Genomic DNA, 22,684 nt, shown 5'->3' with positions numbered 1-22,684 from the left:
TCCCGATGAGCAAGAAGGACGACGCCCGCACGTTCCTGATCTCGGTGGCCGCCGAGCTGGCCGGTATGCACGCGCAGACCCTGCGCACCTACGACCGGCTCGGTTTGGTCAGCCCGCAGCGCACGTCCGGGGGCGGCCGCCGCTACTCGCAGCACGATGTCGATCTGCTGCGGGAAGTCCAGCGGCTGTCCCAGGACGAGGGTGTCAACCTGGCCGGGATCAAGCGGATCATCGAGCTGACCAACCAGGTGGAGGCACTGCAGGCCCGGGTCGCCGAGCTGACCGCCGAGTTGGAGCGGGTGCGCAAGCCGAGCACCGCGGTGGTGCTGTGGCAGCCGCACGGCAAGCGGGTCCGCTGACCGGTCTTTTGGTTGGGGTTCACCCGACAAATTGACTCACCTTTACGAAAACGGCCCAGTCAGGGCAGGATTCGGTGCATGGCCGAACCCTCCCCGAAACTGGGCCGTTTTCGTGTGCTCGACGCCAAACCGGTCAACCTGGACGGGTTCAGCGTCGCCGCTCCCGAGCTAGGGCTGGCCGCCATGCACAGCCCGTTCGACCCCGAGCCCTCACTGGTGGTCCGGGACGGCAAGGTCGTCGAGTTGGACGGCAAACCCGCCGAGTCCTTCGATGTGATCGACGAATTCATCGCGCTGTACGGCATCGACCTCACCGCGGCCGAGGAGGCGATGGCGCTCGACGATGTCACCCTGGCCCGGATGACGGTGGACATCAACGTGCCACGCGCCGAGGTGGTGCGCCTCATCGCCGGCACCACGCCGGCCAAGCTGGCCCGCGTCGTCGCGGTGCTCACCCCGGCCGAGATGCAGGTCGCGATGACCAAGATGCGGGCCCGTCGCACGCCGAGCAACCAGGCGCATGTCACCAACCAACTCGACGACCCGCTGCTCATCGCCGCCGACGCGGCCAGCGCGGTGGCCTACGGCTTCCGCGAGGTCGAGACGACGGTCCCGGTGCTCGGCGACGCGCCGTCGAACGCGGTGGCCCTGCTGATCGGCTCCCAGGTCGGGGTGCCCGGCGCCATGGCGCAGTGCTCCATCGAGGAGGCGCTGGAACTGCGGCTCGGGCTGCGCGGCCTGACCAGCTACGCCGAGACCATCTCCATCTACGGCACCGAGCAGGTTTTCACCGACGGCGACGACACCCCGTTCTCCAAGGCCATTCTCACCTCCGCCTACGCTTCGCGCGGCCTGAAGATGCGAGTCACCAGCGGCGGTGGTGCCGAGGTGCTGATGGGCGCGGCGGAGAAGTGCTCCATCCTGTACCTGGAATCGCGCTGTGTGTCGCTGGCCAGGGCACTGGGTTCCCAGGGCGTGCAGAACGGCGGCATCGACGGTGTCGGTGTGGTGTCCTCGGTGCCCGAGGGCATGAAGGAACTGCTCGCCGAGAACCTGATGGTGATGATGCGCGACCTGGAATCCTGCGCGGGCAACGACAACCTGATCTCCGAGTCCGACGTCCGGCGCAGCGCGCACACCCTGCCGGTGCTACTGGGCGGGGCCGACTTCATCTTCTCCGGTTTCGGCTCCATCCCGCGCTACGACAACGCCTTCGCGCTGTCCAACTTCAACGCCGACGACATGGACGACTTCCTTGTGCTGCAACGTGACTGGGGCGCCGACGGCGGCCTGCGCACCGTCAGCCAAGAACACCTGGCCCGGGTCCGCCGCCGCGCCGCGACCGCGGTGCAGGCCGTGTACCGCGATCTCGGCCTGGCCGACTACGACGACGACCGTGTCGACGCCGCCGTCGTCGCCAACGATTCGCGCGATATGCCGCCCGGTGACCCGAAGGCTGTCGCCGAGGCCGCGGCGGCCATCGAGGCCCGCCAGCTGACGGTGTTCGACGTGGCGGCCGCGCTGCACCGCACCGGCTACGCGCCGGAGGCCGAGGCCATCATGGCGCTGACCGCCGAGCGGTTGCGCGGAGACCAATTGCAGACCTCGGCCATCTTCGACGAGCAGATGCGGGTGCTGTCCAAGATCACCGATCCGAACGACTATCGCGGTCCGGGAACGGGTTACGCGCTCACCGACGCGCGCCGTGCCGAGATCGACGACATCCGGCAGGCTCGCACCGCCACCGAGCTCACCGCGGACCAGGCCGAGTACGCCGGGCACCTGGTGGTCACCGAGGTCGAGGAAGCCCGCCAGGGAGCCAACCCGCGCGAGGTGTGTATCGGCCTGTCGCCGGCGCTGGGCCGCACCGTCTGGCTGACCCTGTGCGGACTGACCGTCGGCGAGGCGATCCGGCAGATCACCGCCGGGCTGGAAGAGGAGGGCTGCGTGCCCCGGTTCGTGCGGGTGCGTTCCACCATCGACGTCGGTCTGATCGGGTTGACCGCGGCCAAGCTGTCCGGCTCCGGCATCGGAATCGGCTTGCAGGGCAAAGGTACCGCGCTGATCCACCGCCGCGATCTGGCCCCGCTGGCCAACCTGGAACTGTTCAGCGTCGCCCCGCTGCTGACCGCCCGCAACTACCGTGAACTCGGCCGTAACGCCGCCCGGCACGCCAAGGGCATGGCGCCCGTACCGATCCTCACCGGCGGCACCGATGAATCCATCTCGGCGCGCTACCACGCCCGCGCCGTCGCGCTGGTGGCCCTGGAGCGCGACGCCAGCCAACCCGGTGCCGCACCGGTCACGGTGGAGGTGGCGCGGGCATGAGCGAGTTCACCGTCGCAGCCGCCGTCGAGGGCCGGTTGAGCCTGACCGATCTGCGGATGGATCCGGCCACCCTGGCGCACCAGGCCGTCGTCGCCGAGGAGCACGGCAACCCGCAACTGGCCGAGAACTTTCTGCGTGCAGCCGAATTGGCGCTCATCGACGGCGAAGAGGTGATGGCGCTGTACGAGGCGCTGCGGCCGCACCGCTCCACCGCCGCCGAACTGGAAGCGCTGCGGGTGTCGCTGCACAACCGTGGCGCCGTGCGTTGTGCCGAGTTGGTGGCGCAGGCCGCCGCCGTGTACGCCAGGCGGGGTTTGTTGCGTTGACAGTGATCGCCGGTATCGACGTCGGCAACCACACCACCGAGATCGTGTTGGCCCGGGTGGACGGCGGCCGCGCCGAACCCGTCGCGCACGGCCAGGCCCCGACCCGGGGCCGCAAGGGATCTCGGGATTCCCTGGAGGGCGCGGCCGCGCTGCTGACCCGCGTCGAGGTGGCGGCCGGCGTCACCGCCGACCGGGTGGTGCTCTCGGCGATCCGTCCGGTGGACACCGCGACCGCGCCGCTGCCGCCGGCCGCTTCACCCCGGTCGCCGGTGATCAGCCTGCGCCGGCCCGATGCCAGCACCCCGGCCGGCAGCGGCTACGGCGTCGGGCGCCATGTCCCGGTGCACGCGTTGACCGGCCCCACCGCGCCGCACCCGGTGGTGGTCTCCGTCGGGCCGGACATCGATTACGAGGATGCCGCCCAACATATTTCGGATGCGGTGGCCGCGGGGTGGACCATCGTCGGCGTGCTGGCCGCCCAGGACGACGCAGTGCTGATCGCCAATCGGATCCCGGTCCGGGTGCCGGTGGTCGACGAGGCCGACACCGACCTGTTGGAACCCGACGTGCTGATCGCCGTCGAGGTGGTGCAGGAGGGCCGGGCCTACCGGTCGCTGGCCGACCCCATCGCCCTGGCCGCGGCGTTGCAGATCGATCCCGCCGAGCTGCCCTGGGTCGCCCAGTTCACCAGGGAGTTGGCCGACGCGCCGGCCATCGCGGTGACCCGACGCACCCGGGCACCCGAACCGCCCGCGACCGACGATGATTATGTCGACTGCCGGATCGCGGGGGAGACCGTGCGATTGGCCCCCGAGCAGGCCTACCCGCTGCTGCGCACCGAAGCGCCCGGCACCGCGGTGCGGGTCCGGTTACGGTCGCTGAAATCCGCCGAGGACGGCATCGCCGTCGACGACGCCTATTTCACCGATCTGGCCACCATCGACGACGGGGCCTGGCTGCGCCGCGGGGTGGCCGAGACCCGCGGCGCCGTCGTCGCGCTGCTGGCTGCCGACCACGTCGCCGATGCCGCCGACACGATGACCGAGCTGACCGGCCGGCCGGCGCAGACCTTGGCGGCCGAACCCGCCGCGGCCGCCCGCGGGGCGCTCACCACGCCCGGTCTGCCCGTCGATGTCATCGTGTGTGACATCGGCGGCGGCACGGTCGACCTGATCGGGCCGGACCGGACGGTGACCGCCGCGGGGGCGGGGGAGACCATCACCTCGGCGGTGACCCGGGTGCTCAACATCCCGCGGGCGCTGGCCGAACGCGTCAAGCGCAGCCCGGCGCTGCGCGTCGAGGGGCCGCACCTGGCTCATGAGGAGGACGGCCGCCGGGTGTTCCTGGACACACCGGCCAGCGCCGATGCGATCGGCCGGTTGTGCACCCGCGGCAGCGCGGGCCTGGTGCCGTTCTCCCGCACGCTGGCCGCCGAGGAGTGGCGCAGTCTGCGGCTGGCCGTCAAGGAGGCGACGGTGGCCTCGAACATCGTCCGATGCCTCACCGTGTTCGAGCGGATGCCGGCGGTGCTGGTGCTGGCCGGCGGTGGCGCACTGGACGACGAGCTGATCCGCACCGTCGGCGAGGCGCTGCGCGCCGCGGGCAGCGCCACGGTGGTCGGCCGGGCCAATATCGACGGCACCCACGGGCCCCGGTACGCGGTGGCCTCCGGCCTGGTGCACCTGGCCGCTGCGGTCAGCTGACCCGGATCGAAAAGCGTGCCGTGACGGGGCCGCCCGCGGCGACGGCATGGTCCCCGCGGCGCAGCGCATCGGTGCTGGCGGCCATCGGTTCGATTGCCACCAGATCGTCGCCCGCCGGCGCGAAGAGCTGAGCGGCCGGATACCCCTGCTCGTAGGTGACCTCGATGCGGTGCGCGCCGCCAGTCAACGCGAACACCGCGCCGTCGGCCACACCGGAGAAACCGTCGTCGAGCACCCGGTCACCGAGCGGCTCCGCCATGGCCGGCCAGTCCTGCTGCTCACCGGTGGGGATGCCGCGCTCGTCGGTCGGTAACCGGTGCAGCGCAGGGGTTTCCAGCACCCACTCGGCCCGCGGCACACCGGGGATCTGCAGGTACGGGTGGTAGCCGAAGCACAGTGGCACGGCGGCACCGGTCGTCGGGGTGACCGTGGTGGCGATGGTCAGCGTGCGGTCGGCCAGGGTGACGTCCTGGGTCAGCACGTGCGGAAACGGGAACGCGGCCAGCAGTCGCGGGTTACCGCTGTAGTCGAGGGTGGCGGTCAGCCGGTTGTCCGTGCGGGCGGTGACCAGCCAGCCCGGGTAGGCGGCCAGCACGCCGTGGATCGGCAGGCCGTTCGCGTCGGCGCGCACCCCGCCGGCGCCCGGGGTCAGTGTCACCACCGCCCCGTCGACGTCATAGCTGTTGGCGCTCAACCGGTTTGCCCACGGATACAGCAGCGGGATGCCCATCGTCTTACCGTCGGCCACGTAGGCGTCCAGGCCACGGCGCTGGCCCAGGTACTCGACGCCGTGCTCGGCCAGCGACGTACCGATCATCCCGGCGGCGGGCACGAAGGTGGCCGTCAACGCGGACGACGGATCGTGCAGGGTGATGTGCTCTGGCACCGGTGCATCCTCTCTCAGTACAGCGGATCGTGCTGGATACGTTCGGGTGGAGCACCTTTGGCGACCAGCGCCGCCTTGGTCGCGGTCACCATGTCCGGGCCGCCGCAGATCAGGATCTGCCGGTCGCCCCAACCGCCGTAGCGGGTCACGACATCGGGAAGCATCCCGTTCTGGCGGACATGCAGCCCGCGCGGCGGTTGCACGTCCGGGTAGTCGGCGGCCCACGGCGGGTCGGTGGCGAACTCGGACACCGGGGTGACCGACAGCCACGGATTGGTCGAGGCGATCTCCCACAACGTGCGCAGATCGTAGAGATCGCACGGGAACCGGCCGCCGAAGAACAGGTGCACCCGCGGATTCACCCCGTAGCGGCACAGATCCATGATCAGGGTGCGCAGCGGCGCCAGGCCGGTACTGCCGGCGACCATCAGCACGTCGCCGGCGGCGCGGTCGACGTGCAGGGCGCCATGCGGATTGGACAGCCGCCACCGGTCGCCCGGTCTGGTCTCGCCGATGATCGCCGTGCTCACCATGCCGCCGCTGACCGAGCGGACGTGGAACTCGATGGCGCCGCCCGGATCGGCCGGAATGGACGGCGACAGGTACCGCCAGCGTCGCGGCCACTGCGGCACCTGCACCGACACGTACTGGCCTGCGTGATAGCCCAGTGGGCGGTCCAGCTGCAGCCGGACGATCGAGACGTCGCGGGTGGCGCGGATGTGTTCGATGACGGTGCCGTCGTGGTACGGCAGCCCGCCGTCGGCGTCGGCGGCGCCGCGCATCACGCCGACCAGCAGCGCCACGGTGTCCCCGGCGGCCTCGGCGACCCGGGCGTCCCAGCGGTCGCGCAGCTCGGCCTGCAGGGTGGCCAGCAGGGCGGTGCCCAGGGTGTCGTAGTGCGCGCCGACCACCCCGTACTTGCGGTGGTCGCGGCCCAGCTGGGCGAGAAAGGCGACCGGTTCGTCGGCGCGCTGGGCGATCAGTTCGGTGAGCAACCAGCCGAGCGCATGGGCGAAGTTGTGCCGCTGGTGGGCCAGGTCGGGCGGGAAGAGCTCGCGCGCGGTGGTGTCGATGGCGAACCAGCGAGTGTAGAACCGGCCGACCAGCTCCGCATCGACCGCGGTGCGCAGGGTGTGCAGCGCGTCGCGGTCGTCGAGTCCCACGTGCGACGAGTGTAGTTAGCTCTTTCGCCGTCCCGCCACCACAGGCGGCCACCCTGACCGCCCTGGACGGTCGGTCGCCGCCGGCCTGAGCGTCACAGTCCGTGAATTCCCTTGTACAGCACCAGAACACCGATCACGACGAGGATCGCCGCGACCAGGGCGCCATGCTGGCGCTCCAACCACTGTGTGAGCCGGGCCAGCGGCTGGGCCAGCCGGTCGCCGGATACCGCGTAGGCCAGGATCGGGATCGCCACCGTCGACGCGGCCACCGCGACGAAATAGATCAGCGCGACCCAGGCGTACGCCCTGCCCAGACCGGCGGAGCCGATGGCCAAACCAGCTGCGGCGCAGATGAACAACACCTTGGGGTTGGCCACCGCCAGTACCGCCGCGGTCACCAGCGCACGTACCGGGGTGAGATCGGCCAGCTTGCGCATCCAGGCCGGCGAATGCTCGGACCGGTTGCGGGTGAACCACCGGTAGGCACCGAACACGATGAGCAGCGCACCCACTGCGATCCGCAGCCACGACGCCCACGCCGGCGGTTTGTCCAGCGTGCCCATCAGATCGGAAACCTCGACGAAGATCCCGGTCAGCAGCCCCGTGCCGAGCAGCCAGCCGAGCAGGAACATCAGCCCGGTGCGGCGCGGTCGCGCGGTGTGCAAGGCCAACACGGCCGGGATGATGGTCAACGGTGACAGCGCGATCACCAGGGCCAGGGGGACGAGCTCGGTCAGCGTCGACCCGAAATTCCCAGACATAGCGCAGAACCTAACATCCACCGCGGTTTGCACCACTTGCCCGGCAATCCACCGGCGTCCGTGTTCCCCTAGAGACCGTGAGTCAGATCCACTACGGGCACATCTTCCACATCGCGGGCAGTCCCGCCATCACCGAGTCGCCGGGCGCCCTCGTGTCGATTCCCGACGGCGCGCTGGTGCTCGACGGCCGCGGGCGGATCGCATTCTGCGGCAGCAGAACCGATATCCCGTCCGAGTACGCCGCCGCGATGGTCCACGACCACCGGCCCGGCTACCTGCTGCCCGGCTTCGTCGACACCCACATCCATTTCCCGCAGACCTACGCCGGGGATTCCTACGGTGGCGGACAGTTGCTGGAGTGGCTCACCCAGTGCATCTTCCCCGCCGAGGCCCGGTTCGCCGACCCCGTCTTCGCGGCCACGGCGGCCGCCGAGTTCTGTGACCGGCGCATCGCGGCGGGCACCACGGCGGCGATGGTGTTCGGCTCGGCCTTCCCACCCGCCCAGGATGCGTTGTTCACCGAGACGCAGCGGCGCGGGCTGCGCATCGTCAGCGGCCGCGGCATCCAGACCGTCGGCCCGGACTCGGCGGGCCCGCTGCTGACCTCGGAGGCCGACGCCATCCGGCTCACCCGCGCGGAGATCGACAGGTGGCACGCCGCCGACACCGGCGACCCGGACACCGCGCTGCTGCACGTCGCCGTGGTACCCAGATTCGCCCTGTCGGTCACCGCGCAGACACTGAAAAACCTTGGCGAACTCTACGATTCGGTGCGCGATCGCGGCGTGTACGTGCACACCCATCTCAACGAGAACAATCGCCCCGGCACCGGGGAGATCGACGTCACCAAAGCGACCTACCGGGTGGACTCCTACCTGGACACCTATGACGGCAAGTTCCTGCCGGGGTCCGCCGTCGGCGGCTCCAGCCTGCTGGGCCGGCGGACCATCCTGGCGCACGCCGTGCACTGCACCGACGCCGAGCTGGCCCGGATGGCCGAGACCGGGACCTCCATCGCGCACTGCCCGGTATCACAACTGTTCCTGGGGTCGGGCACCATGCCGTGGCGGCGCACCGTCGCTTCGGGGGTGAACCTCTCGGCCGGCACGGATTTCGGCGGCGGCGATGAATGGCTCATCCCGCGGGTGCTGGGCGACGCGTTCAAGGTGCACATCTCCGAGGCCGGGGACGCCGGAACCTCACTGCATCCGGGCGAGCTGCTGTTCCTCGGCACCCTCGGCGGGGCCAGGGCACTGGACATGGAGCACCGGTTCGGCAACTTCGACGTCGGCAAAGAGGCCGACTTCGTCGTCGTCGACCCGGCCCGAACCCCGGCGCTGTCCGCCGCACTGACCACCGGGATCCGCTCGGCCGAACCCCAATTGGCGCGTGATCAAACACTTTTCGCCCTGTTGATGGGGCTGCGTGAATCGTCGGTCACTGCCGTCTACGTCCAGGGCCGTCACCTGAACCCGTGAGGATGTCATGAGTGCCATCGTTGTCACTGTCTTTCACCGTCCCGCCGACCCGACTTCGTCGCCGCGCAGGGCGATCTGACCACGGCCGGCGCCGGCTTCTCCGGCTACGAGGGCACGGCGGTGTTCCCGGCCACCGGGCCGGGCGGTGAGTGGATGACGCTGATCCGGTTCCGCACCGAGAAACTGCTGTCCGGCTGGCTGAAATCCCGGCAACGGATGGCGGCGCTGCCGTCCCTGCGGTCGGCGCTGGACGACGATTTTTCCACTTTCTCGCACACCACCCCGCTGGGCACCACGGTGCGCTTCGAGAACGGCAAGACCGAGATGACGCCGAGTTGGAAGACGGCGATGCTCGTGCTGATGGTGCTGTACCCGACGGTGATGCTGCTGGCGCGTTTTCTCGGTCCGGTGCTCGACCGGCTGGGCGCCGAGCCCTGGCTGGCGATGTGGCTGAGCCAGGTGGCCAGCGTGTCCCTGATGCAGTGGCTGTTGATGGCGTTCGCGGTGGCACGGATGCGGCGCCGGCTGGATCCCGTGGAAGGCCGAAGCGGGGCGATCAGCCTGCGCGGGGCCGCGGCGGTGTGCGCGGTCTACGCCGTGACGCTCACCGTGTTCGCCAGCATCACCTGGCTGCAGTTCTGGGACTATGCGGGCTGAACGGTTAGAACTCGCACCATTTCCATTCGCCGCCCTCGTATTCGAAGGCGATGTCGTCGGGGTCCTCGCCGTGGTTCTCGATCACGGCCGTCGCGGTGGCGTCGCCGATCTCCAGGTCGGTGATCTCCAGATCCAGCCGGCCGGACTCCGACCGAGCCTCGCGCAGGCTGTCCTCGCCGAACTCACGCTGCCCACGCATCTGGGCGCACATCAACTCTCGCATCTGGGCGAATTCCCGGTCGTTCCATGCCTGCTCGAAGCGGTCGACCAGCTCGGCGATCCGGTCCTCGTCGGACTGGGGTAGCGCCGTCAGTCCCGGTGGTGGGACCGCCGCGCCGGAGGTCTGCCGGGTGCAGCCGGTCAGCGCGATGGCCGAACACAGCACCGCAGATACCAACACCGGGGCCACCCGCACGTCAGGTCGCTCCGAATCGGTTCTGGCCCAGGTTGGCGATGAACGTCGGTCCCTGCGCCGCGAACTCGCGCCGGTAGGCATCCGCCCATCCGCCGAAGGGCCGGTGTGCCAGGTACTCGTTGCGGAACCGATCGTCTTCGGACACCTCGGTGACGCAGAAATCCGGGATCACCAGATCGACCACGGGCCCGCCGCGTTCCACCTCGGCCAGCACCAGCGGGGTGTTGGCGCCCAGGAAGCGGTCCAGGATCCAGCCGTCCTCGTTCAGCCACACCGAATAGCGAATCTTGGCCACCACGTGCTCGGCGCGCTGCACGATCTGGCCCGCGACCATGGGGTCGAGCTCGCGTTCGGCTTCGTAACGGGTGCCGCCGGCCGCGGGGCCCTTGGCGGTCATGGTGCCGATCGACTCGTCGCCCAGCGCCGCCACCAGGTCGGCGGGAGCCCGATCCGGTTCGGCGACAGCGGGGCCCTGGACCCGGACGCGCACCGCGTACCCGTCGGCGGCGAACAGGTAGGCCTGCACGATCAGGGCGGGGCTGGGGTCCGATGCTGCGATGGCGGGCAGTTCATCGACGACGAACTTCCGCTCGAATTCGAAATCCCGGTAGCCGGACATAACAAGACGCTAGCCCGCGACGTCGAAGAATGCCCTGATTCGCGCCGCGGCGCACCCCGTGTCAGGTCACCGCCCGCGCCCACACGGTCGCGGTGTCCAACGGCGAATCCTGGTCGCGGATGGCCTGGGCGACCAGCAGCTGCCCGGTCGAGGTGAGGTGGCGGCGCATGGCCGCGACGGCCGCGTCCGGCCGGTTCTCGGTGATGGCGGTGATCACCGGCCGGTGTTCGGCGTCGATGTCGAACAGGCTGCGGTCGCGGTCGGCGGTGGTGGCGCCGAGCAGGCGGGTGGATTCGCGCAACGACCCGATGATCGCCCTGGCGCGGGCATTTCCGGCCGCAGCCAGGATGTCGTCGTGCAGCAGGTGGTCGTGCCGGGCGAAGGTGCGTTCGTCGCCGGCGTCGGCGGCGGTCCGCAGCAGTTGCATCCGGTGCCGTAGTTGCGCGGTCAGTATTGCGTCGCAGACGGTGGCCGCCCGGCCGACCGCGGGCAGTTCGAGGGCCAACCGGATGGCGAAGATGTCGGCGATCTCCTTCGGGTCGGGCAGCAGGATGCGGAAGCCCTGCCGGGCCTCGAACCGGATCAGCCCCACTTCCTCGAGGCGGAGCAGGGCATCGCGGACCGGGGTGCGCGATACCGCGAGGGCATCGGCGAGGCGGTAGACCGAGTACTTGACGCCGGGGCGCATGGTGCCGGCGTCGATGGCCGTGCGCACCGCCTCCATCACCTGTTCGGCGCGCCGGCCGGTGCCCTGCAGCGGGGCCAGTGCGAGCCCGTCGTCCTCCCGAGCTGGACCGGCCATGGCCGCACTGTAGCAAGACCGGGCGGTTCCTGGCATGCTACGACTCACGTAGCATGCCAGGAATGACCGAGGTGCAAGCGCTGCGTGCCGCCCTGCGGGCCGCCGGGATCGGCGATGTCCGGGTGGACGCCACCAGCAGGGCCGCCTACTCCTCGGACGCGTCGCTGTACCGGGTGATCCCGACCGCGGTGGTCTGTCCCGCCGACCATGACGAGGTGGCGGCGGTCCTACGGGTGTGCCGGGAGCGGGGGGTGCCCGTCACCGCACGCGGCGGTGGTACCTCGATCGCCGGTAATGCGGTGGGCACCGGCGTGGTACTCGATTTCAGCCGGTACATGAACCGGGTGCTGGCCGTCGACCCCGACGCCCGCACCGCCGTGGTGCAACCCGGTCTGGTGCAGGCGGTGTTGCAACGGGCGGCCGCGCCGTTCGGTCTGCGTTTCGGACCGGACCCGTCGTCGTTGTCGCGCTGCACCATCGGCGGGATGATCGGCAACAACGCCTGCGGGTCCCGGGCCCTTGGCTACGGCCGGACTTCCGACAACGTCGCCGCCATGCGGGTTCTCACCGCGGCGGGTGAAGACCTGCGACTGGTGTCGGGACGGCACGGCGGCGACCGGCCGGCCGCGCCGGTGCTCGACGCGCTGGCCGACGTGACACGGTCCGGGCTGGCCACCATCCGCACCGAATTCGGCAGGTTCGGCCGCCAGGTATCCGGATACTCCCTGGAACACCTGTTGCCGGAGAACGGGTTCGACGTCACCCGGCTGCTGGTGGGCAGCGAGGGCACCCTCGCGGTGTGCACCGAGGCGACGGTGCATCTGGTGCGCGAACCCGCCCACCGGATGCTGGTGGTGCTGGGCTACCCCGATATCGCGACGGCCGGTGATGCCGCCCCGGTGATCGTGGCGCACCGCCCGTCGGCGTGCGAAGGTATCGACTCGCGCATCGTCGACGTGGTGCGCGAGCGCAAGGGCGCCGGCGCCGTCCCGCCGTTACCCGCCGGTGCGGCTTGGGTTTTCGTCGAGGTGGTGGGCGACACGATCGACGAGGCGCGGCAGCGCGCCGTCGAGGTGGCCCAAACCTGCGGCGCCGTCGATGCTTTGGTGGTCGAGGATCAGGCCCGGGCCGCCGCGCTCTGGCGGATCCGGGCCGACGGAGCCGGCCTGGCCGCCCGCAGTCCCGCCGGACGTCCGGCGCATGCCGGCTGGGAGGACGCGGCCGTGCCGCCCGACCGGCTCGGCGACTATCTGCGCGACTTCGACGCGCTGATGGCCGAATTCGGGGTCACCGGCATGCCGTACGGCCATTTCGGCGAGGGCTGCCTGCATATCCGCATCGACCTGCCGCTGGACCGCCCCGGCGGCACCGCGGTGTTCCGGGATTTCGTGTTCGCTGCCGCCGCCCTGGTGGCCGGCTACGGCGGATCGCTGTCGGGTGAACACGGCGACGGCCGGGCCCGCGGGGAACTGCTCCCGCTGATGTACTCGCCGGACGCACTGGCGCTGCTGGCCGCGGTCAAACACACCTTCGACCCCGACGATCTGCTCAATCCCGGTGTGGTGGTGCGGCCCGCTCCGTTGGACGCCGACCTCAGGGTGCCCGCCGCCCCGGCCCTGCGGCACAACCTGGCGCTGGCCTACCGGCACGACGACGGTGATTTCAGCCAGGCGGTGCACCGGTGCACCGGGGTGGGCAAGTGCCGCGCGGACAACAGCGGGATCGGTGAGGTGATGTGCCCGTCGTATGCGGCCACCCGGGAGGAGAAGGATTCCACCAGGGGCCGCGCCCGGGTACTGCAGGAGATGGTCAACGGCGGCCAGGTGCGTGGCGGCTGGCGGTCGCCGGAAGTGCATGAGGCACTGGATCTTTGCCTGTCGTGCAAGGGCTGCGCCTCGGACTGTCCCACGGGCGTCGACATGGCCGCCTACAAGGCCGAGGTGCTGCACCAGAGCTACCGGCACCGGGTCCGTCCCGCTTCGCACTGTTCGCTGGGCTGGCTGCCGCGGTGGGCGAAGGCGGCCGCGGTGGCGCCCCGGTTGGCGAACTCGGCGATCGGGCTGCCCGGTGTCGGCCGGGCGGTGCTGACCGCGGCCGGGGTGGACGCGCGTCGGTCCGTTCCCGCCTTCGCGCCCGAGACGTTCCGGAAATGGTTCCGCCGCAACGTTTCCGGTGCAAGTTCGGACGGTGACGCGACGGCGCCGCCGGGTGCCGACGACGTGCTGCTGTTCGTCGACACGTTCACCAACTACTTCTCGCCCGAGGTCGGTATCGCCACCGTGCGCGTGCTGCAGGACGCCGGGTACCGACCGCGGCTCACCGACAGGCAGCAGTGCTGCGGCCTGACCTGGATCTCCACCGGCCAGCTCGACGCGGCGCGGCGCATCCTCGGGCGCACCCTGTCCGCCCTGGCACCGGCCGCGCAGCGGGGGGTCCAGGTGCTCGGGATGGAACCGTCGTGCACCGCGGTGCTGCGATCCGACGCGGCCGAACTCGTCGGCGGCGAGCACGCCGAGGCGGTCGGCGCCGCCACCCGCACGCTGGCCGAACTGCTCGCCGCGCGGGGCTGGCAGCCGCCGGCGATGGCGGGTACGACGGTGCTCGCCCAGCCGCACTGCCATCACCACTCGGTGTTGGGCTGGGCTGCCGACGCCCAGTTGCTCCGCGCGGCCGGCGCCGAGGTGACCAGACTTGCGGGGTGCTGCGGCCTGGCCGGGAACTTCGGGGTGGAGAAGGGGCACTACGAGGTATCGGTCGCCGTGGCCGAACAACAGCTACTGCCGGCCGTGCGGGCGGCCGGCGTTGCGACGCCCATCCTGGCCGACGGGTTCTCCTGCCGCACCCAGCTCGGTGACCTGGCCGATCGCCGGGGGATGCACCTGGCGCAGCTGCTCGCCGAGCGGCTGGTGGCCCGGACCTGACCGGCGGGGCGGGAAAATAATCGAAAAAAGTCAAACTTGAGCGGAACAGACTCAACCTTGACTACGTTGGACATCACGACAAGCATTTTCTCCACAGGGAAAGGGAGGTGTCGTGGACTCGTTCAACCCGACCACGAAGACCCAGGCGGCGCTGACCTCGGCGCTGCAGGCGGCCACCGCCGCCGGCAATCCGCAGATCACGCCGGCCCATTTGTTGATGGCGCTGCTGACCCAGAACGACGGGATCGCCGCGCCACTGCTCGAAGCGGTCGGAGTCGAGCCCGCGACCATCCGGACCGAGGCCGAGCGCCTCGTCGGCCGGTTGCCCAGTGCCAGCGGTTCCAGTTCGCAACCGCAGCTCTCGCCCGAGTCGATCTCGGCCATCACCACCGCGCAGCAGCTGGCCACCGAGATGGACGACGAATACGTCTCCACCGAACACCTGCTGGTCGGCCTGGCCACCGGCAGCAGCGACACGGCCAAACTGCTGACCAACCACGGTGCGTCCCCGCAGGCATTGCGGGATGCGTTCACCAAGGTGCGCGGTAGCGCGCGGGTCACCAGCCCCGACCCCGAGGGCACCTACCAGGCGCTGGAGAAGTACTCCACCGACCTGACCGCCCGCGCCCGCGACGGCAAGCTGGACCCGGTCATCGGCCGGGACAACGAGATCCGTCGCGTGGTGCAGGTGCTGTCGCGCCGGACCAAGAACAACCCGGTGCTCATCGGTGAACCCGGCGTCGGCAAGACCGCGATCGTCGAGGGTCTGGCCCAGCGCATCGTGGCCGGCGACGTGCCCGAGAGCCTGCGGGACAAGACCGTCGTGTCCCTGGACATGGGGTCGATGGTGGCCGGCGCCAAGTACCGCGGTGAGTTCGAGGAGCGGCTCAAGGCCGTCCTCGACGACATCAAGAACTCGGCCGGCCAGATCATCACGTTCATCGACGAGCTGCACACCATCGTCGGCGCGGGTGCGACCGGCGAGGGCGCCATGGACGCGGGCAACATGATCAAGCCCATGCTGGCCCGTGGCGAGCTGCGCCTGGTCGGTGCCACCACGCTCGACGAGTACCGCAAGTACATCGAGAAGGACGCCGCCCTGGAGCGGCGCTTCCAACAGGTGCTGGTCGGCGAGCCGTCGGTGGAGGACACCGTCGGCATCCTGCGCGGGCTCAAGGACCGCTACGAGGTGCACCACGGTGTACGCATCACCGACTCCGCGCTCGTCGCAGCGGCCACGCTGAGCGACCGCTACATCACCGCGCGCTTCCTGCCGGACAAGGCCATCGACCTGGTCGACGAGGCCGCCAGCCGGCTGAAGATGGAGATCGACTCGCGGCCCGTCGAGATCGACGAGGTCGAGCGCCTGGTGCGTCGCCTCGAGATCGAGGAGATGGCGCTGGCCAAGGAAGAGGACGACGCGTCTAAGGAGCGGCTGGAGAAGCTGCGCGCCGAACTGGCCGACCACAAAGAGAAGCTCTCCGAGCTGACCACCCGGTGGCAGAACGAGAAGGGCGCCATCGACGTCGTCCGCGACCTCAAGGAACAGCTGGAGGCGCTGCGCGGGGAATCCGAGCGGGCCGAGCGCGACGGCGACCTGGCCAAGGCCGCCGAGCTGCGCTACGGGCGCATCCCCGAGGTGGAGAAGAAGCTCGAGGCCGCGCTGCCCCAGGCCGAGGCTCGCGAGAACGTGATGCTCAAGGAGGAGGTCGGACCCGACGACATCGCCGAGGTGGTGTCGGCGTGGACCGGCATTCCCGCCGGACGGATGCTGGAAGGTGAGACCGCCAAGCTGCTGCGCATGGAGCAGGAGCTGGGCAAGCGGGTGATCGGCCAGCGCAAGGCCGTGCAGGCGGTCAGCGACGCGGTGCGCCGGTCGCGGGCCGGCGTCGCCGACCCCAACCGGCCGACCGGCTCGTTCATGTTCCTCGGTCCCACCGGTGTCGGTAAGACCGAGCTGGCCAAGGCGCTGGCGGAGTTCCTGTTCGACGACGAGCGCGCGATGGTCCGCATCGACATGAGCGAGTACGGCGAGAAGCACTCGGTGGCCCGCCTGGTGGGTGCCCCGCCCGGATACATCGGCTACGACCAGGGTGGTCAGCTGACCGAGGCGGTGCGCCGGCGGCCGTACACGGTGATCCTGTTCGACGAGGTCGAGAAGGCCCACCCGGACGTGTTCGACGTACTGCTGCAGGTGCTCGACGAGGGCCGGCTCACCGATGGGCAGGGCCGCACCGTCGACTTCCGCAACACCATCCTGATCCTGACGTCCAACCTCGGGTCGGGCGGCAGCGAGGAACAGGTGATGGCCGCGGTGCGCTCGGCGTTCAAGCCGGAGTTCATCAACCGCCTGGACGACGTGATCATCTTCCACGGCCTGGAGCCCGGTGAGCTGGTGTCCATCGTCGACATCCAGCTGGCCCAGCTGCAGAAGCGGCTGGCGCAGCGTCGCCTCACCCTCGAGGTGTCGCTACCGGCCAAGCAGTGGCTGGCCCAGCGCGGTTTCGACCCGGTCTACGGCGCCCGTCCGCTGCGGCGGCTGGTGCAGCAGGCCATCGGGGACCAGCTGGCCAAACTGTTGCTGGCCGGTGACGTGCACGACGGCGACGTGGTGCCGGTCAACCTCAGCGCCGACGGCGAGAGCCTGGTCCTGGGCTGAGCGTCCCGCCGCCGAGCACGACCCCGGGCATCCGCCCGACGACACAGACTCCCGCATTTCCACCCGGAAATGCGGGAGTCTGTGTCTGGTGAGGCGCAATATCAGCGCAAGTAATCGGGTTGTGACCGCAACGAGTTCCCGGTAGAGGGGTCCCAGGAAGTACGCTAGGTCCCAATGGTCCCTCTCTGGTTCACACTGTCCGCGCTCTGTTTCACCGGGGCGGCCGTGTTGTTGTATGTCGATATCGACCGCCGGCGCGGCTTGGGCCGGCGGCGTAAGTCGTGGGCGAAGTCGCATGGCTTCGACTACGAGCACGAATCCAGCGAAATCCTCGATCGCTGGAAGCGCGGTGTGATGTCCACCGTCGGCGAGCACGTCACCGCCCGCAACGTGGTGCTCGGCCAGATCCGCGGTGAGGCCGTGTTCATCTTCGATCTCGACGATGTCGCCACCGTGATCGCCCTGCATCGCAAGGTCGGCACGAACGTTGTCGTCGACCTGCGGCTCAAGGACATCAAGGAGCCCCGCGAGAGCGATATCTGGCTGCTCGGCGCGATCGGCCCGCGGATGGTGTACTCCACCAACCTCGACGCCGCCCGCCGCGCCTGCGACCGTCGGATGGTGACGTTCGCCCATACCGCGCCCGACTGCGCCGAGATCATGTGGAACGAGCAGAACTGGACGCTGGTCGCCATGCCGATCACCAGCAGCCGCGCCCAGTGGGACGAAGGCCTGCGCACCGTCCGGCAGTTCAACGACCTGCTGCGCGTGCTGCCGCCGATTCCGCAGCCGGGCCGCAACGGCGTCGGGGTGCACGCCGGTCAGCCCGCGCTCGCCCGCCGCGGTGGGTCGCCGAGCCGCCCGCTGCTGCCCCGGCCGGCCGAACTGCCCGCCGGTCGTGGTGACCTGCCGCCCGGCCGGGCCGACGTGAGTCGTTATGTCGACCAGCGCGCACCGCTGCGCAATGGCCGGCAAGCTCCGCACTATCAGCGGTGACCGGCCCCGCCAATCCCGTCGCACTGATCACCGGGCCGACGTCGGGTATCGGCGCCGGTTTCGCCCGCCGGTACGCCGCCGAAGGCTACGACCTGGTGCTGGTGGCCCGGGACGCCAACCGGCTGGAACAGCTGGCCGACGAACTGCGTGATCATGCCGGTGTCAGCGTCGAGGTGCTACCCGCCGACCTGGCGGCCGAAGTCGGCCGCCGCACGGTGGCCGACCGGCTGGCCGCCGGGGTGCAGGTACTGGTCAACAATGCCGGCTTCGGCACCTCGGGCGAGTTCTGGAAAGCCGACTACGCGACGCTGCAATCCCAGCTCGACGTCAACGTCACCGCCGTGATGGCGCTGACCCACGCCGCGCTGCCGCCCATGCTGGCGGCGGGCACCGGCACCGTCATCAACGTGGCCAGCGTGGCCGGGCTGCTGCCGGGCCGGGGGTCCACCTACTCGGCGTCCAAGGCCTGGGTGATCTCGTTCTCCGAGGGGCTGGCCAACGGCCTCGACGGAACCGGTGTGGGCGTGCACGCATTGTGCCCCGGTTTCGTGCACACCGAGTTCCACGACCGCGCCGGCATCGAGATGTCCGGCACGCCGTCCTGGTTCTGGCTGGAGGTGCCCGATGTGGTGCGTGACTGCCTGGCGGCGGTCGCCAAGGGCGAGGTGGTGATCGTGCCCGGCGTGCAGTACAAGGTGCTGACCACGGCCAGCCGGCTGGCACCGCGAAAGTTGGTGCGCACCTTCACCAAACGTGTCGGTAAGGGCCGCGGGCGGACCTGAATGCGGGTGAAGCGGACGGTAGCGGCCGTGCTGTCGGTGCTGCTGCTGGCGGCGTGTTCCGGCGGTGACGCCCCCGGCGGCCCGTACGGTGCGCAGCAGGCCCGGATCGGGGAATCGCTGACGCTGCTCGGCTGGAACGTCTCGGTGGCCAATCTGCGCTTCGACGGTGACCGGGTGCTCGTCGACATCGACGCCGCCCCGGCCCAGGCCGGCGGCCCGCACGTCAAACCGGAGAGCCTGCGGTTCGGCCTGTACGGCGCGCTGGCCCATCCCATCGAGTCCAACGCCATCGGTGGCTGCGCCGACGCGACCAGCCTGAGCCTGCGGCCGGTCACCGCCACCGACCCCCAACACCTCAGCGGCACAGTGTGTTTGGGCCCGCTGCGGGACCAGAGTCAGGTCCGCGGGGTGTACCTGTACTCGCCGGAGGAACGCATCCCGAAGACCACGGTGGCCTGGCCGGCGGCGTTCCCGGTCGGCCTGATGCCCACCGGTGACAGCGAAGCGGGGCTGGTGCTGCACTCCACGAGCGTCGACGCGTTCCGCGCCGACGGCACCCAGCTGACCGAGGCCGCATTGGGCGATCCGACGGCCTTCTCCGGTAACGGCTACATGCTGATCGGCCTGTCCATCGACGGGACGGCGCAGCGCTACCGCGACGACTCGGCCGGCCGTGGCGGCCCGCTGATGGTGCTCACCGGCCCCACCCTGCCGGGAAACGGCCTGTCCCATGCCTGTTCGGCCTACGGGTCCTCGCTGCTGATCCTGCCGGACGCCGGCCTGGATGCCGTCGCCGTGCGCGCCTCGATGTGCACGCAGGGTGAGATCAACGCCGCACTGCTGTACCCGACGGTGTCGGTGGTGGGCACGCACGCGGGGCTGTGGACCACCAAATGACCGGCCCGACCGAGTGGGGCCAGACCCCCGGCGTCGGGCCGTGGGAGGGGCCGCTGCCCTCCGGAGATGAAGCTGCCCGCTACGACCCGGAGTTGTTACGCGACGGCGACACCCGCAACGTCGTCGACGCCTACCGGTACTGGACCCGCGAGGCCATCGTCGCCGATATCGATCGACGCAGGCACCCGCTGCACATCGCGATCGAGAACTTCGGCAGCGACGCCAACATCGGGACCGTCGTGCGCACCGCCAACGCCTTCGCCGTGCACACCGTGCACATCGTGGGCCGGCGTCGGTGGAACCGCCGCGGCGCCATGGTCACCGATCGCTACCAGCGGCTGCAGCATCACGACAGCACCGCCGGGCTGCTGGACTTCGCGGCCGGGGCCGGGCTGACCGTCGTCGCCGTGGACAACGTGCCCGGCTCGGTTCCGCTGGAAAGCACCGCGTTGCCGCGGGACTGCCTGCTGGTGTTCGGCCAGGAGGGCCCCGGCATCAGCCCGGAAGCCGGCGCCGGTGCGCGGATGACGGTGTCCATCGCGCAGTTCGGGTCGACCCGCAGCATCAACGCCGGGGTGGCCGCCGGGATCGCCATGCACGCCTGGATCCGCACCCATGCCGACATAACGGCGGCCTGGTAGGGCCCGGTTGAGGCAGGATCTAGGTATGGATCAGGTGTGGGCCGACCGCGCAGCCAGTGCCGAGACCGCCATTGCCGAGCGGCACCTGAGGAGACTGTGGGGCGTGCCGGGCACCCAGCTGGGCGTCGTCGCCTGGCCCGCGGCCCGCAAACAGCGGCTGTTCGGCACCTGGCACTACTGGTGGCAGGCCCACCTGCTGGACTGCCTGATCGACGCGCAACTGAGGGACCCTGCGCCACAGCGTATTTCGATGATCACCCGGCAGATCCGCGGTCACCATCTGCGCAACGTCACCTGGACCAACGACTACTACGACGATATGGCGTGGCTGGCGTTGGCGCTGGAACGGGCCGGGCGACTTGCCGGGGTGCACCGCCCGAGTGCATGCAAGAAGCTCGCCGACCAGTTCCTCACCGCCTGGGTGCCCGAGGACGGTGGCGGCATCCCGTGGCGTAAACAGGACCAGTTCTTCAACGCCCCCGCCAACGGCCCGGCCGGCATCTTCCTGACCCGCTACGACCGGCTGCGCCGGGCGCAGCAGATGGCCGACTGGATCGACCAGACGCTGATCGACCCGGAGACCCACCTGGTGTTCGACGGCGTCAAGGCCGGCTCCCTGGTGCGCGCCCAGTACACCTACTGCCAGGGTGTGGTGCTGGGTTTGGAGACCGAACTGGCCGCCCGCACGCAGGACCCCGCGCATGCGGCGCGGGTGCACCGGCTGGTGGCCGCGGTTCGCGAGCACATGACCACCGACGGGGTCATCCAGGGTGCGGGCGGCGGCGACGGCGGCCTGTTCAATGCCATCCTGGCCCGGTATCTGACGCTGGTGGCCACCGGACTGCCCGGGGACACCGCCGACGATGTCACCGCGCGGGCGACCGCCCGGGAGCTGGTGCTCGCATCCGCCGAGGCGGCGTGGGCGAACCGGCAGACGGTGGACGGCCGACCGCTGTTCGGCGCGTTCTGGGACCGCCCGGCCGAGGTGCCGACGCCGGGCGGCAAACAGGCCGAGTTCGTCGAGGGTGCGGTCAACGCTTCCGAGATCCCCGAGCGTGATCTGTCGGTGCAGTTGTCGGGCTGGATGCTGATGGAAGCCGCACACGCCCTCGAAGCGCCGACGGCGGCCGACCGGACCTGACGTCAGGCGTTGTCGGTGGCCTTCTTGGCGGCTTTGCGGCGCTTGTACCATTCCCAGATCATCGGGGCGAGGGACACCACGGCGATCAGGATGAAGATCGGCTCCAGCAGTTTCTGGATGATCTCGAACTGCCCCAGCCCGTAGCCCAGCAGCGTCAGGCCGACACCCCACAACACGGCGCCGATGATGTTGTAGAGGGTGAACACGCCATACTGCATCTTCGCCGCGCCGGCCGTGATCGGGGCCAGCGTCCGCACGATCGGCACGAAGCGGGCCAGCACGATCGCGAACGGGCCGCGCTGCTCGAAGAAGGCGTGCGCCTCGTCGAGGTATTTCTGCTTGAGCACCTTGGCGTCCGGTTTGAACATGGCGGTGCCCAGGTAGCGGCCCACGAAGTAGCCGACTTGGCCGCCGAGCACGGCGGCCACCGGGATGAACACCAGCAATTGCCACAGCTCGAAGTTGGTGTCCACCGCCGCACTCTGCGCGGCGGTGCCGGCGGCCAGCATGCCCGCGACGAACAGCAGGGTGTCACCGGGAAGGATCGGGAAAAGCACACCGGATTCGACGAAGACGACGACCAGGATGCCCACCAGGGCCCAGGTGCCGAACTGCTCGATCAGCTTGAGCGGGTCGAGGAAATCCGGCATCAGCGCCAGGTGGGTGGTGGTCATGAGGCCCCAAGATACCGGGGGAATTGTACGGCGGGCGGGAGCGCAGCGACCTGGGGGATTTTTACGGCGGGCAGGACACCGCGATCGCGTATGTGGTGGGCACGATGCGCGCCGGGTTCGTCGAGTCGGTGCCCTCACCCGCGCCCGTCACGGTCAGGGTGTCACCGTTGCGGCTGGCCTTGGGGGGATCTTCGGACACGTCGGCGTCGTAGCCGATGGACACCCCGCCGGCGTCACCGATGGTCACCGACCGGACCGAGGGCACGTCGTCGTCGGTGATCACCACGGTCACCCCCAGCGACGTCTCCCCGATGGTGTACCTGCTGAAGCCGTCCCGATGTGAGCACACCACCGGGCCCATCGGGCCGGCGTCGCGGCCGTTGACGATCAGCTGGGCCTGCCCGGGCGGCAGGTCGGTGGCCAGTACCGGAGTCGGGGCGACGGCCGGCGGCGGTGGTGGCGGTGGGGGTGGTGCG

General features: G+C 70.2%; 21 protein-coding genes. 13 read left to right on the top strand and 8 right to left on the bottom strand.

What is annotated here, in order from left to right:
• Window positions 1–5: 5 nt before the first annotated feature.
• The 4 genes from AWB94_RS02930 (at window position 6) to AWB94_RS02915 (ending at window position 4,716) form a co-directional block, all read left to right on the top strand.
• Complete coding sequence (locus AWB94_RS02930; protein WP_062658691.1) at window positions 6–359, top strand: heat shock protein transcriptional repressor HspR; 354 nt, start codon at window positions 6–8, stop codon at window positions 357–359.
• 78 nt (window positions 360–437) lie between these two features.
• Entirely contained in the window at window positions 438–2,687 is a 2,250-nt protein-coding gene (locus tag AWB94_RS02925; RefSeq protein WP_062658690.1) for a propanediol/glycerol family dehydratase large subunit, read from the top strand.
• Complete coding sequence (locus AWB94_RS02920; RefSeq protein ID WP_062658689.1) at window positions 2,684–3,013, top strand: diol dehydratase small subunit; 330 nt, start codon at window positions 2,684–2,686, stop codon at window positions 3,011–3,013. Before AWB94_RS02925 ends, AWB94_RS02920 begins: the two co-directional genes overlap by 4 nt.
• A 2-nt stretch (window positions 3,014–3,015) precedes the next feature.
• Entirely contained in the window at window positions 3,016–4,716 is a 1,701-nt protein-coding gene (locus AWB94_RS02915; RefSeq protein WP_084395374.1) for a diol dehydratase reactivase ATPase-like domain-containing protein, read from the top strand.
• Here AWB94_RS02915 and AWB94_RS02910 read toward each other — a convergent pair.
• The 3 genes from AWB94_RS02910 to AWB94_RS02900 all read right to left on the bottom strand — a co-directional run bounded on the left by AWB94_RS02910 (window position 4,709) and on the right by AWB94_RS02900 (window position 7,526).
• Window positions 4,709–5,602 (bottom strand): aldose 1-epimerase, encoded by an 894-nt coding sequence (locus AWB94_RS02910; protein ID WP_062658687.1) that lies wholly within the window; start codon window positions 5,600–5,602, stop codon window positions 4,709–4,711. The two genes, AWB94_RS02915 and AWB94_RS02910, sit on opposite strands and share 8 nt — an antisense overlap.
• A gap of 14 nt (window positions 5,603–5,616) precedes the next feature.
• Window positions 5,617–6,765, bottom strand: coding sequence for an FAD-binding oxidoreductase (locus tag AWB94_RS02905; protein ID WP_062658686.1), 1,149 nt, complete (start codon window positions 6,763–6,765; stop codon window positions 5,617–5,619).
• A gap of 92 nt (window positions 6,766–6,857) precedes the next feature.
• Window positions 6,858–7,526 (bottom strand): GAP family protein, encoded by a 669-nt coding sequence (locus tag AWB94_RS02900; protein ID WP_062658685.1) that lies wholly within the window; start codon window positions 7,524–7,526, stop codon window positions 6,858–6,860.
• Between the two features lie 77 nt (window positions 7,527–7,603).
• On the opposite strand from AWB94_RS02900, the gene AWB94_RS02895 reads away from it, so the two are divergent.
• Both AWB94_RS02895 and AWB94_RS02890 read left to right on the top strand, forming a co-directional pair.
• A complete protein-coding gene (locus AWB94_RS02895; protein ID WP_062658684.1) occupies window positions 7,604–9,004 on the top strand; it encodes an amidohydrolase family protein in 1,401 nt (466 codons plus the stop codon).
• A gap of 153 nt (window positions 9,005–9,157) precedes the next feature.
• Window positions 9,158–9,661: a putative antibiotic biosynthesis monooxygenase gene (locus AWB94_RS02890; RefSeq protein WP_131805375.1), complete on the top strand. Its 504-nt coding sequence runs from the start codon at window positions 9,158–9,160 to the stop codon at window positions 9,659–9,661.
• 4 nt (window positions 9,662–9,665) lie between these two features.
• Here the strand turns inward: AWB94_RS02890 and AWB94_RS02885 are convergent, their stop codons facing one another.
• From AWB94_RS02885 to AWB94_RS02875, 3 genes are all read right to left on the bottom strand, one after another.
• On the bottom strand, window positions 9,666–10,061 hold the full coding sequence (locus tag AWB94_RS02885) for an Rv0361 family membrane protein (RefSeq protein ID WP_131805374.1): 396 nt from the start codon (window positions 10,059–10,061) through the stop codon (window positions 9,666–9,668).
• 16 nt (window positions 10,062–10,077) lie between these two features.
• Window positions 10,078–10,695, bottom strand: a complete 618-nt coding sequence (locus AWB94_RS02880; protein WP_062658681.1) for a CYTH domain-containing protein — start codon at window positions 10,693–10,695, stop codon at window positions 10,078–10,080.
• Window positions 10,696–10,756: 61 nt separating this feature from the next.
• The gene (locus tag AWB94_RS02875; RefSeq protein WP_062658680.1) at window positions 10,757–11,497 is read right to left on the bottom strand and encodes a GntR family transcriptional regulator; all 741 of its coding nucleotides are present in this window, start codon (window positions 11,495–11,497) and stop codon (window positions 10,757–10,759) included.
• Between the two features lie 53 nt (window positions 11,498–11,550).
• On the opposite strand from AWB94_RS02875, the gene AWB94_RS02870 reads away from it, so the two are divergent.
• The 7 genes from AWB94_RS02870 to AWB94_RS02840 all read left to right on the top strand — a co-directional run bounded on the left by AWB94_RS02870 (window position 11,551) and on the right by AWB94_RS02840 (window position 21,534).
• Complete coding sequence (locus AWB94_RS02870; RefSeq protein ID WP_062658679.1) at window positions 11,551–14,418, top strand: FAD-binding and (Fe-S)-binding domain-containing protein; 2,868 nt, start codon at window positions 11,551–11,553, stop codon at window positions 14,416–14,418.
• A gap of 112 nt (window positions 14,419–14,530) precedes the next feature.
• Complete coding sequence (gene clpB, locus AWB94_RS02865; protein ID WP_062658678.1) at window positions 14,531–17,077, top strand: ATP-dependent chaperone ClpB; 2,547 nt, start codon at window positions 14,531–14,533, stop codon at window positions 17,075–17,077.
• A 174-nt stretch (window positions 17,078–17,251) separates the two neighbouring features.
• The gene (gene ttfA, locus AWB94_RS02860) at window positions 17,252–18,073 is read left to right on the top strand and encodes a trehalose monomycolate transport factor TtfA (protein ID WP_062658677.1); all 822 of its coding nucleotides are present in this window, start codon (window positions 17,252–17,254) and stop codon (window positions 18,071–18,073) included.
• Complete coding sequence (locus AWB94_RS02855) at window positions 18,070–18,855, top strand: SDR family NAD(P)-dependent oxidoreductase (RefSeq protein ID WP_062658676.1); 786 nt, start codon at window positions 18,070–18,072, stop codon at window positions 18,853–18,855. Before ttfA ends, AWB94_RS02855 begins: the two co-directional genes overlap by 4 nt.
• Window positions 18,856–19,752 (top strand): hypothetical protein, encoded by an 897-nt coding sequence (locus AWB94_RS02850; protein ID WP_062658675.1) that lies wholly within the window; start codon window positions 18,856–18,858, stop codon window positions 19,750–19,752.
• Window positions 19,749–20,393, top strand: a complete 645-nt coding sequence (locus tag AWB94_RS02845) for a TrmH family RNA methyltransferase (protein ID WP_062658674.1) — start codon at window positions 19,749–19,751, stop codon at window positions 20,391–20,393. The genes AWB94_RS02850 and AWB94_RS02845 overlap by 4 nt, the downstream gene beginning before the upstream one ends.
• Before the next feature lie 25 nt (window positions 20,394–20,418).
• Window positions 20,419–21,534, top strand: a complete 1,116-nt coding sequence (locus AWB94_RS02840) for a glycoside hydrolase family 76 protein (RefSeq protein ID WP_062658673.1) — start codon at window positions 20,419–20,421, stop codon at window positions 21,532–21,534.
• A gap of 2 nt (window positions 21,535–21,536) precedes the next feature.
• On the opposite strand, the gene AWB94_RS02835 is transcribed toward AWB94_RS02840, so the two are convergent.
• The gene (locus AWB94_RS02835; RefSeq protein ID WP_062658672.1) at window positions 21,537–22,208 is read right to left on the bottom strand and encodes a DedA family protein; all 672 of its coding nucleotides are present in this window, start codon (window positions 22,206–22,208) and stop codon (window positions 21,537–21,539) included.
• Between the two features lie 61 nt (window positions 22,209–22,269).
• On the bottom strand, window positions 22,270–22,684 hold a 415-nt coding region (locus AWB94_RS02830; protein ID WP_085122209.1), incomplete at its 5' end, for a lipoprotein LpqH.

The organism is Mycolicibacterium canariasense, from assembly GCF_002101555.1.
GTDB classification, from domain to species: Bacteria; Actinomycetota; Actinomycetes; order Mycobacteriales; family Mycobacteriaceae; genus Mycobacterium; species Mycobacterium canariasense.
The sequence above is the reverse complement of the archived record's forward strand: the minus strand, read 5'-3'. Positions and strand labels throughout refer to the sequence as shown.